General features: G+C 58.1%; 1 protein-coding gene. It reads left to right on the forward strand.

What is annotated here, in order from left to right:
• The first annotated feature begins 786 nt into the window (after positions 1-786).
• Positions 787-2,367: an IS1634 family transposase gene (locus tag QZP87_RS11470; protein ID WP_291323061.1), complete on the forward strand. Its 1,581-nt coding sequence runs from the start codon at positions 787-789 to the stop codon at positions 2,365-2,367.
• Positions 2,368-2,547 lie beyond the last annotated feature (180 nt).

Raw genomic sequence — 2,547 nt, forward strand, 5'->3', positions numbered from 1 at the left:
ACAAGGGGCGGCCATAACCCGTGTTGATGTTCTACGATTCTGTCACCAATGAACTGTTCTGCGAAAATGTCACCCATGAGGGTTACGTTGAGCGAGAAGGAACAAAGAAGGTTGACGATCTTGAATGAATTAGAGAGGGGAAGGGTTCGGGTTGGGGAGGGGGCGGCGTTGCTCGCCTTGTCACTGCGTCATGTCAGACGGCTGCTGGCGGCATATCGAAAGGTTGACTATGATAGATGGAGCAGAGTTGAAAAGGTGAAGCAGGGAAGGCTACCTTCTACTCAGGAATAAGAAAAGAAGCGCAAGAGGGAGGTAGTCTTGAAAAAGCAAACCGAGGGTATTCTCAGAAATGAAAAGGTCTTTGTAGGGTTGGAGGACTCCAAGAAAACGTGGGTGCTGTGTGTTCGGAGCGGCGGCATGGTGGTTCCTGAGATTACGAGAAAGGTTGGTCAGCACCGATAGACGAAACGAATAGATAAACTGTGTCTCAAGCACGAATAGCGGAATGGAAGGCGTCTTAGAAATCGATAAGTTATCGCCCAATTAGGGAAGGAGGTGTCAAGTTCAAATAATGTGTACTGGCTGTCTTGACCTGGCGAAAGAGCATATCCTTCGCCCTTGGTCTGTCAAGCCCATCTTCTACAGTAAAAGGGCTTTTTGATGGTTTGGCAGATACGAAATTGTCCACCTGGCGGTGAAATGCGGTGCCAAATTATTCCTTTGAAATCTATTGACGTCAGCCTGAGGAGAGATTTAGAATTGCGGTGACCAAGGAGAAGGCACCGCATGTTTATCCGAGTCAAGGGCACCGGCCGGTATCGATACCTTCAGGTGGTGGAGAATCACCGCGAGGGGAAGCGTACCCTGCAGCGGGTGATCTGCACACTGGGCAGGGCGGACGAGCTCATGGCCAGCGGAGCCGCCGACAATCTGCTGCGCTCCCTCGCTCGTTTTGGGGAGCGGGTGCGGCTGATGGAGATGGGCGACCTGGAGAAGGGCCTGTCGCAGAAGTTGGGGCCGGACCTGGTCTTCGGTCGCCTGTGGCAGGCCACAGGGATTCAGGCGGTGCTCGCAGACCTTCTCCGGAATCGCTCTTTTGAGTTTCCCGTGGAGAGGGCGATCTACCTGACGGTGCTGCACCGTCTGTTCGGGGCCGGTTCGGACCGGAAGGCCGAGCGCTGGCGGCGTGATGTGGCAGTCCCCGGCACTGAGGACATCGATCTGCATCACCTCTATCGGGCGATGCGCTGGCTGGGGGAGGCCAAGGACGAGGTAGAGGAAACCTTGTTTGGCCGGCGGCGGGACCTGTTCACCGAGCTGTCCCTGGCTTTCTTCGATACCACCAGCATTTACTTCGAGGGGCAGGGCGGCGAGAGCATCGGGCAGTACGGGCATAGCAAGGACCACCGTCCTGACCTGCGGCAGATGGTGGTGGGCGCCGTGCTCACCGGCGACGGACGTCCGGTGTGCTCGGAGTTGTGGCCCGGTAAGCAGGCCGATGGCAAGGCGTTGCTCCCGGTAGTGGACAGGCTGAGGCAGCGTTTTGGACTCACGCGGGTATGCTGGGTGGCGGACCGGGGGATGATAAGCAAGGGCGCCATCGAGGGGCTGGAAGACAGGAAGCTGGAGTACATCCTGGGGGCGCGCATGCGGCGGCAGAAAGAGGTATCCGAGGCCGTTCTCTCCCGGGCTGGCCGCTACCAGGAGGTGACGGAGAACTTGCGGGTCAAGGAGGCGCGGATAGAGGGCCGGCGCTACATCATCTGCCTTAATCCTGCTGAAGCGAAGAAGGATGCCGAGGAGCGGGAGGCCATCGTAATGGCCCTGGAGGATGAGATCAGGCAAGGGGCGCTGCAATTGGTGGGCAACCGGGGGTACCGGCGCTTCCTGCGTGTGGAGAAGGGTGCTGTGGCCATAGACCGGAAGAAGGTGGAGGCAGAGGCGCGCTACGATGGCAAGTTCGTGCTCCGGACCAACACCGCCCTACCTGCGGGCGAGGTGGCCGTGCAGTACAAGCGGCTTCTCCAGGTGGAGCAGTTCTTCCGGGCAACCAAGTCTCTCCTCAACACCAGACCCATCTTCCACCGCTGGGATGCCACTATCCGGGGCCACGTCTTCTGTTCTTTCCTCGCCCTGGTGCTGATGGACGAGTTGAAGCGGCGGCTTGCGGCGCGGGGTGAGAAAGCGGAATGGGATGTTATCCGTCAGGATCTGGAGGCCCTGGATCAGGCCGAGGTGAGACAGGGCGACCACTGGTATCTGTTACGCGGCCCCCTACAAGGAGTCGCCGGCAAGGTGCTCCAGGCGGCGGGGGTGGCTGTCCCGCCGCCGGTGCGGCCAACTGAAAATGTGGTGCCAAGACCCTGATCATGCCCGATTTTCACGTTCAAATCCTGCCGCCACTGTAGAAGATGGGTCACAGAAATTGAAGATGATGACGGGAACAAAAAGATACTGGAGTGTAACGAAAGGTATTACGTGCCGAGCGAGATTTCATGGCTGTTGAAAACACTGGGGTACACGAGCATAGAGATCTTTGGGGCGAAG

It is taken from the genome of Desulfonatronospira sp., assembly GCA_003563255.1.
Classification (GTDB): domain Bacteria; phylum Desulfobacterota; class Desulfovibrionia; order Desulfovibrionales; family Desulfonatronovibrionaceae; genus Desulfonatronospira.

Bases quoted from the DNA above. Each gene is read 5' to 3' on its own strand.
- QZP87_RS11470 (WP_291323061.1), top strand. From the start codon at position 787: ATGTTTATCCGAGTCAAGGGCACCGGCCGGTATCGATACCTTCAGGTG.